The organism is Streptomyces sparsus, from assembly GCF_054776295.1.
Genome location: NZ_BAAHCA010001649.1, coordinates 1 through 610 on the forward strand (window position 1 = coordinate 1; position 610 = coordinate 610).

Sequence of the window (610 nt, forward strand, 5' to 3'; positions counted from 1 at the left end):
TGCCGCCGTGGACGAGACGGGCCGGCAGCAGCAGCCAGCGGAGCGTGAACGCGGGGTGGAACTCGGGTGCGGCGCGGCGCAGTTGTTCGGCGCTCAGGCCGGTGCGGGCCCGGGCCGTCGGGTACACGGGGTGCTCCCGGGCGGCGGCCAGCGTGTCGTAGGTGAGTGATCCCGCGAGGCCGTGGCGGGGCGCGGCGGCCAGTGAGCGGTGGATGCGCCGGCGTTCCCGGCCGTACAGGCGGGCCGCGGCCAGCGCCTCCGAGCACTCGGCGGCGAAGGCGTCGAACCCCGGCAGGTCCTCGGCGGGTACCGCGGTGCGCAGCAGCGCCAGCGCCTCGTCCAGCCGGTGCAGGTCGCCGTGCGGCGTGTGGAGCAGCGGCTGCCGTGCGGCGATCTCGCACTGGAAGCCGTCCGCGCCGACCGGCAGCAGCACCGGGCCGTCCGGCAGCGGAAGCCGCAGCCAGTCGCCGTCGGGGCGGTGTACCGGTACGGCGCGGCCGCGCAGGCCGTAGGCGTTCTCCCGCAGCAGCGCGGAGAGCACCCGCCGCAGCAGGTCGGCCTGCACGGGGTCGGCTGCTTCGGACCGACCGGCCCCGGCGGACCCGCCGTG

At 77.7% G+C, this 610-nt stretch carries 1 protein-coding gene; it reads right to left on the bottom strand.

Going from position 1 to position 610, the window contains the following annotated elements; genetic code table 11:
• A partial coding sequence (locus tag ACYVE9_RS30105) for an IucA/IucC family protein (protein ID WP_461031025.1) occupies positions 1–565 on the bottom strand: 565 nt, incomplete at its 3' end.
• Positions 566–610: the final 45 nt, after the last annotated feature.